This is a genomic window from Crocosphaera sp. XPORK-15E (assembly GCF_034931425.1).
Taxonomy (GTDB): domain Bacteria; phylum Cyanobacteriota; class Cyanobacteriia; order Cyanobacteriales; family Microcystaceae; genus UHCC-0190.
Map to the genome: position 1 here is coordinate 79,811 of NZ_JAYGHQ010000020.1, position 6,316 is coordinate 86,126.

Below are 6,316 nucleotides of genomic sequence, written 5' to 3' on the forward strand. Positions count from 1 at the left end.
TTTCATTTTTTCAAATTCCCTCAGTCTAAAGACTGGGGTTATACAAACCAAGCCCGCGAAGGCGGGTTTTGAGATTATAGCTGAACCCTTTAGGGTGAAGCATCAGGGAAAATGAAACAGCCTTCTGACAGTTTAATCTTTTCTGCCGAAAATAAATGACTCAACTGATACTTGAATACTAATTTTTAGTGAAAAAAATAGGACTCACGCAACTGTACGTTAGTCCTGAAAATGGGATTCTAAGGGGAAGATTTTCCCCAAGGATAAATTATTTGCGCTTAAGAGAAGAACCAGCGATTAATGTGCCAAAAGCGATTAATCCTAAGAGGGTTGAGGGTTCTGGAACATCAGTTGGATCAGTTGGATCAGTGGGATTACTACCACCACCACCACCACCGACGGTAGACACGACATCATGAGAGAAAGGAGCGAAATCACCAGGACCATTAGGCACATTTCCATTACCATCTTTAAGATACAGGTCAAAATGGAGCTTATACTGATCGCTTAGGTTAGCAATATTAACCCCAAATTGTTTGTAGAACATATCACAGGTGCCGGTGTTTGGACAATTATTGATTGTTGGATCGAATCCAGGGTTAGGTTCCACGTCAACTGAGTTCGTCTTTGGACTTGTGGCAAACATCCCGATCGGCACTTCTGTATACCAAGTGCCTGGAGCGGGGTTAAAAACACCGTGACCCCCTAACCCTGCGGGGCCTCCCTGAGTCCATAGACTAAGGTTAGTCTGATTGAAGGTTGTTGTCCCAAAATCAAAAGAGCCAAAGTTAGGCAATGTACCACCAATAGGGTTCATGTTGACATCAAGCAAGGCGATGGAAATAAAATAGTTGTTTGCAGTACATAAAACTTGGTTCGGTCCTCCGCCTGCGTTTTGACACAGAGCATTCAGGGTAAATGGGTTGATAGTTCCACCACTACCATTGACATTAGTGCCAGATTGTTCCGTACCTCCGAGGTAAGTACCGCCCGTAACATTCAACTGCAAGGCAGGACCAACAGCGAAAGCGGGAGAGAATACGGAAGATGCCAATACACTGGCAGTCAGGGCAGCACCAGTGGCTAAAACGGATGAGAGAGGCTGAGAAGCCGCCACTAAAGTTGAAAATAGTTTTTTCATGTTTTGTACTCCTAACGGTATTTTCTTAAGTGTTAACCGCGATTGAAAGCCTAGGTAAATCAAAAGATTTGGTTAAGGCTGCGTGTTTTCACTGGTAACATTCGCTAGTATAACTAATGGCTTTTTAAAATGCTACATATTTGTCGAATAATTTTGCCAGAAATTTACTCTACACAAACTTTATATAAACTTTGGAATAACTTAAACCAAGAAAAAAATTAGACAATTTTGGACATTATTTCTCGGTCAATTCTATTTTAGATTGTGGATTATCCTCTGCTTGAAAGTCAGGGGCTTGTCTTTAATCTAAAATCCCCAATCCAAAATCCAAAATAGTTCGTCAATGAGTGGCCCTGTCAACAAGCAGGATGGGAACTCGTGGTTCTCAATGAACAAAACCAGATATCCTATATAACTATCACTGTTTATGCACGGGTCAAACGATGCAATTTTCCAAAATCCTGATTGCGAATCGCGGGGAGATCGCCTTACGAATTTTACACAGTTGTGAGGAACTCGGCATTGCGACGGTTGCCGTCCACTCTACCATAGACCGTCAGGCACTTCATGTTCAACTGGCCGATGAAAGCGTGTGTATCGGCCCACCAGCAAGCGGTAAAAGTTACCTCAATATTCCCAATATCATCTCAGCGGCCCTCACCCGTAACGCCACCGCGATTCATCCAGGATACGGATTTTTAGCAGAAAATGCGCGATTTGCCGAAATTTGCGCCGATCATCAAATTACCTTTATTGGCCCCTCTCCTGATGCCATTCGTTCCATGGGAGACAAATCTACCGCCAAAAAAACCATGCAAAAAGCCGGAGTTCCGACGGTACCTGGAAGCTGGGGACTAATTGGCAGTGAACAAGAAGCCCTAACTATTGCCCGTGATATTGGCTATCCTGTAATGATTAAAGCCACTGCGGGGGGTGGTGGACGAGGAATGCGCCTGGTAATGGAAGAAAGCGAGTTTTCTCGTCTGTTTCATGCGGCCCAAGGAGAAGCAGAAGCGGCCTTTGGTAATGCTGGGGTTTATTTAGAAAAGTTTATTGAACGTCCCCGTCATATTGAGTTTCAAATTTTAGCTGATAGTTATGGCAATGTAATTCATTTAGGGGAAAGAGATTGTTCGATTCAGCGTCGTCACCAGAAGCTGTTAGAAGAAGCCCCTAGCCCCTTTCTAACGCCCCAATTACGGGACAAAATGGGCAAAGCGGCAGTTAAAGCGGCCAAGTCTATTGATTATGTGGGAGCAGGAACCGTCGAGTTTTTGGTGGATAATAAGGGGAATTTCTATTTTATGGAAATGAATACCCGTATCCAAGTCGAACATCCTGTGACGGAAATGATTACAGGCTTAGATTTAATTACAGAACAAATTCGCATTGCCCAAGGGGAACGATTACAGTTAAAACAACATGAAGTGCAATTAAAAGGCCATGCGATCGAATGTCGGATCAATGCCGAAGATCCTGACCTCAATTTTAGACCCCATCCAGGCAAAATTAGCGGTTATCTGCCGCCAGGTGGCCCAGGAGTAAGAATGGACTCTCATGTTTATACAGATTATGAAATTCCCCCCTATTATGATTCTTTGATTGGTAAGTTAATTGTGTGGGGGCCTGATCGTCATACAGCCATAAAACGCATGAAACGGGCTTTAAGAGAATGTGCTATTACAGGCATTCCCACCACCATTGATTTCCATCGACGGGTATTAGAAACCCCCGCCTTTTTAGCAGGGGATGTTTATACAAATTTTGTGGAAGAACACGTTATGAATCAATCAAAAAATGTACTGCTATAGTTTGCGTTTTAGGGTTGAGACTAGCCCAAGAGTTCCGAGAGCAAGAAGACTGAGGACAGAAGTTGGTTCTGGTACAGATACAAAAAACCCTCGGATTTCACCACTAGGGGAGGCAGTCGTATGAAGATTCAGGTAAGCACGACCCGACTTAATCCCGTCAAAAAGAGCAATCTGGGCATTTGCCGTGGTGCCACCGTTGTTCGTGATGAAAGTAGGGTTGTAAGAGGATGCCAGCGTCATATCAAAAAGTTGGTCATAGGTTCCGCTAGTCACACCTAATGGAAAGCTAGGAAAGGTAGGAACTGGTGTCGCAACCCCAATATTACCGACACCAGGTACGGCTGTAGCACTGTGGATATGAGCAGCAGTTGTGTTTCCTGTTAGTCCACTAAAGGTCACTTGAACGCGCATCGTGTTGGCAATGTCATCAAGGGTAACAATGGCTGTTCCCGTCCCCGCAGAGGCAACAGGTGGGGACTCGTTTGAGCCGGCCAGGTTCGCAGCAAAGACCGTTGTTGCTGCCTGTGCCTGACTTACGGGGACTATTGCCACTATCGTGACTGCAAGAAACATGGTTGACAATAAACCTTTCACAGTAAATCTATCCTTAATAAAATGAAGTTGTTTGAGAGCAGGGAAAAATCTTGTTTGAATTGACAATGATTTTTTCAGAATTCTAACAACAGTCTCGAACAATTTTCAAGGGTTAATAATTTTTGCGAGTAATTTATAGCCCAGAACATTAATAGTAAAATAGAGAGCTAATAAGGTTTGATGGCTAGGAGTAGATCTGAGGAATGTCTAACACGCTATACGATTACGATCTGCAACTTTGGATTGAGCAAACGATTAGTCAATTAAAAAATCGTGAATTTGAGTCCTTGGATATTGAGAATTTGATTGAGGAGTTAGTTGATTTGGGTAAATCGGAAAAAAATGCACTGAGAAGCAATCTCATGATTTTGTTAGCACATTTACTCAAATTGACGGTTCCGCATGATGTACCTGATAGTATGAAGGGCAGTTGGTATAGTTCAGTGGTTGAACATCGTCAGCGAGTTCTCAATAATTTGGTAGATACGCCTTCACTCCAGAGTTTTCTTAGAGAGGCGATCGCCAAAGCTTATCCACAAGGTCGGAAACTGGCGATTAAGCAAGGGAAGTTGGGGAAGTTTGGGGTGCGGGTGCCAGAAGAAAGCGAGTATCCTCTGATCTGTCCTTTTTCCATTGAGCAGATTCTCGATGAGGATTTCTACGGGCTATAATCGTTAACTCATGCTATCTTAGTCTGAGAATAGATCTAGAGGACTTTCCCCGATGATTGGTAGCTGAGTTGTCCGGTTGAATCAAAAAACCGATGAGAGCAATTGACAAATTGCCTAATCTGTCTCATCCTTTTATTCATACAATTAAAGCTAATTTACAATTAATCAGTTCGTTATAACCATTTGTCTTTATATCTGAATGCACATCGCTTGGCTAGGGAAAAAATCCCCTTTTTGTGGAAATGTGACCTATGGTCGGGAAGTGACTAACGCCCTTCTAGATCATGGGTATAAGGTCAGTTTTCTTCATTTTTCCGAAGAAGATTCCCATCAGACTAACCGGCCCGACTGTCCAGAGGTTTTCTTACCTTTTCTCTACAAATCTCAGGTTTACACTATCCCCACCCCGAAATCCAGTAAGGTTTTGATGGATGCTTTGGCCAAATTAAAACCTGATATTGTTCATGCGTCTTTAACTTTATCTACCCTAGATTTCCGACTGCCTGAAATTTGTCAGACCCTAAATTTACCCCTCATTGCCACGTTTCATCCACCATTTGACAGCAAGTTGCGGAATCTTAAGTCAAGTACCCAATTTTTAACTTATCAGCTTTATGCGCCTTTTTTGGCTAATTATGATCAGGTCATCGTTTTTTCTCGTCTCCAACAAGAATTATTGATGAAATTGGGGGTTCCTGAAGAAAGATTAGCTGTAATTCCCAATGGGGTTGATTTGATTAAATATTCTCCTGGGGTTTCTTATGTGAAGTCTCAGGTTAAGGCGAAGCGTTTATTTGTCTATGTGGGACGAATTGCCACAGAAAAGAATGTAGAAGCGTTACTGAAGGCGTGGAAACATACCAATATAGGCCGGGATAGTAAATTATTAATTGTGGGGGATGGCCCCCTAAAATCCTCTTTAGAACCTTTTTATGGCCGGGAATATGGCATTCATTGGTTAGGTTTTATTGCGGATGAACAACGGCGTATTGATATTTTACGGGCCGCTGATGTCTTTATTTTGCCTTCTTTGGTGGAAGGGTTATCTTTGTCTTTATTAGAAGCCATGGCCTGTGGTGTAGCTTGTATTGCTACAGATGCGGGGGCCGACGGAGAAGTGTTAGAAGATGGGGCCGGTGTAGTGTTAAATACCCAAGGAGTGACAACTCAATTAAAAACCCTATTACCTCTATTTAGAGAGCATAGCGAAATTACCCAATTGTTGGGACAAAAAGCGAGACAACGGGTTTTAGAACGTTATTCTTTGACGAATAATATTTCACAGGTTGAAAAGTTATATGAGCAAGTTTTAAAGAAACCGAATTTTCCTGCTTTTTCTAAGAGCAAATAATCTGTTGCTTTGAATGTTTTAATTAGTAACAACAGACATTCCATAAAAAGGTATTGCTTCTGACCAATGGGGGCGTTTTCCCTGTTGCCAGTCATGATTAGCTAATTTTAATACACTATTAGCTGTCATTCCTAATGCTGATGGAGTGATTAAAGGTTGACTAAAAATTTGTAAATCCTGTAACTTTTTCTCCCATTCTTCCGGCATCATAACAGTATCTACTAAAAGACTATTTAAACTATTACCCTCAGTATTTTTTGTATAAATTGCCCCATATAATTGACCCCTTGATGCTTTCATTTGTACGGGAATAGGGTCATTAATATCATATTTATCTTGATGAAACCAAGCGAAAGCAGCTAAAGTAGAAACCCCAAACAGAGGAATATTTAATTGTTGGGATAGAGTTCGCGCCGTTACCATGCCAATACGGGTACTGGTGAAACTTCCGGGGCCTTTAGCTACGGCAATAAACTTGAAATCTTGCCAAGTTTTCGGGGCAATAAAATCTAATAAATATTGATGTAAATAATTTGATAATTCTCGATCAACTTCCCAAGTTTTTGTATAAGTTTCTTGAGCAAAGTCACTCAGACTCAATCCTAGTTGAGAACTGGTTGTATGTAAAGCCAAACCATAAAGAGGAGAATTAAGAGAAGTCATAATTAAGAAGAAGCCTTAAGAACTCAGAGCGTGACAACTCCCATCACTGACTTGGAGTACCAAGTACAGTGTGGGCTTCCAAGAC

At 41.9% G+C, this 6,316-nt stretch carries 6 protein-coding genes; 3 read left to right on the forward strand and 3 right to left on the reverse strand.

The annotated features are described in order from the left end of the window. Positions 1 to 268: 268 nt before the first annotated feature. On the reverse strand, positions 269 to 1,141 hold the full coding sequence (locus VB691_RS21065) for a choice-of-anchor N protein (protein WP_323293490.1): 873 nt from the start codon (positions 1,139 to 1,141) through the stop codon (positions 269 to 271). Positions 1,142 to 1,584: 443 nt separating this feature from the next. Here VB691_RS21065 and accC point away from each other — a divergent pair, with 443 nt between their 5' ends. After that, positions 1,585 to 2,952 (forward strand): acetyl-CoA carboxylase biotin carboxylase subunit, encoded by a 1,368-nt coding sequence (gene accC, locus VB691_RS21070; RefSeq protein WP_323293491.1) that lies wholly within the window; start codon positions 1,585 to 1,587, stop codon positions 2,950 to 2,952. Here the strand turns inward: accC and VB691_RS21075 are convergent. Beyond that, the gene (locus VB691_RS21075; RefSeq protein WP_323293492.1) at positions 2,947 to 3,525 is read right to left on the reverse strand and encodes a CHRD domain-containing protein; all 579 of its coding nucleotides are present in this window, start codon (positions 3,523 to 3,525) and stop codon (positions 2,947 to 2,949) included. The genes accC and VB691_RS21075 overlap by 6 nt on opposite strands. 224 nt (positions 3,526 to 3,749) lie before the next feature. Here VB691_RS21075 and VB691_RS21080 point away from each other — a divergent pair, with 224 nt between their 5' ends. Together VB691_RS21080 and VB691_RS21085 are read left to right on the forward strand one after the other, a co-directional pair. Beyond that, positions 3,750 to 4,217 carry a DUF29 domain-containing protein gene (locus VB691_RS21080; protein ID WP_323293493.1) on the forward strand — a complete coding sequence of 156 codons (468 nt, stop codon included), beginning with the start codon at positions 3,750 to 3,752 and terminating at the stop codon, positions 4,215 to 4,217. A 199-nt stretch (positions 4,218 to 4,416) separates the two neighbouring features. Further along, on the forward strand, positions 4,417 to 5,568 hold the full coding sequence (locus tag VB691_RS21085; protein WP_323293494.1) for a glycosyltransferase family 4 protein: 1,152 nt from the start codon (positions 4,417 to 4,419) through the stop codon (positions 5,566 to 5,568). Between the two features lie 18 nt (positions 5,569 to 5,586). Here the strand turns inward: VB691_RS21085 and tsaB are convergent, their stop codons facing one another. After that, positions 5,587 to 6,231: a tRNA (adenosine(37)-N6)-threonylcarbamoyltransferase complex dimerization subunit type 1 TsaB gene (tsaB, locus tag VB691_RS21090; RefSeq protein WP_323293495.1), complete on the reverse strand. Its 645-nt coding sequence runs from the start codon at positions 6,229 to 6,231 to the stop codon at positions 5,587 to 5,589. Positions 6,232 to 6,316 lie beyond the last annotated feature (85 nt).

What these genes read in the sequence shown, in the direction of transcription:
- VB691_RS21065 (WP_323293490.1), bottom strand. Translation starts at nt 1,141, where the DNA reads ATGAAAAAACTATTTTCAACTTTAGTGGCGGCTTCTCAGCCTCTCTCA.
- accC (WP_323293491.1), top strand. Translation starts at nt 1,585, where the DNA reads ATGCAATTTTCCAAAATCCTGATTGCGAATCGCGGGGAGATCGCCTTA.
- VB691_RS21075 (WP_323293492.1), bottom strand. Translation starts at nt 3,525, where the DNA reads ATGTTTCTTGCAGTCACGATAGTGGCAATAGTCCCCGTAAGTCAGGCA.
- VB691_RS21080 (WP_323293493.1), top strand. Translation starts at nt 3,750, where the DNA reads ATGTCTAACACGCTATACGATTACGATCTGCAACTTTGGATTGAGCAA.
- VB691_RS21085 (WP_323293494.1), top strand. Translation starts at nt 4,417, where the DNA reads ATGCACATCGCTTGGCTAGGGAAAAAATCCCCTTTTTGTGGAAATGTG.
- tsaB (WP_323293495.1), bottom strand. Translation starts at nt 6,231, where the DNA reads ATGACTTCTCTTAATTCTCCTCTTTATGGTTTGGCTTTACATACAACC.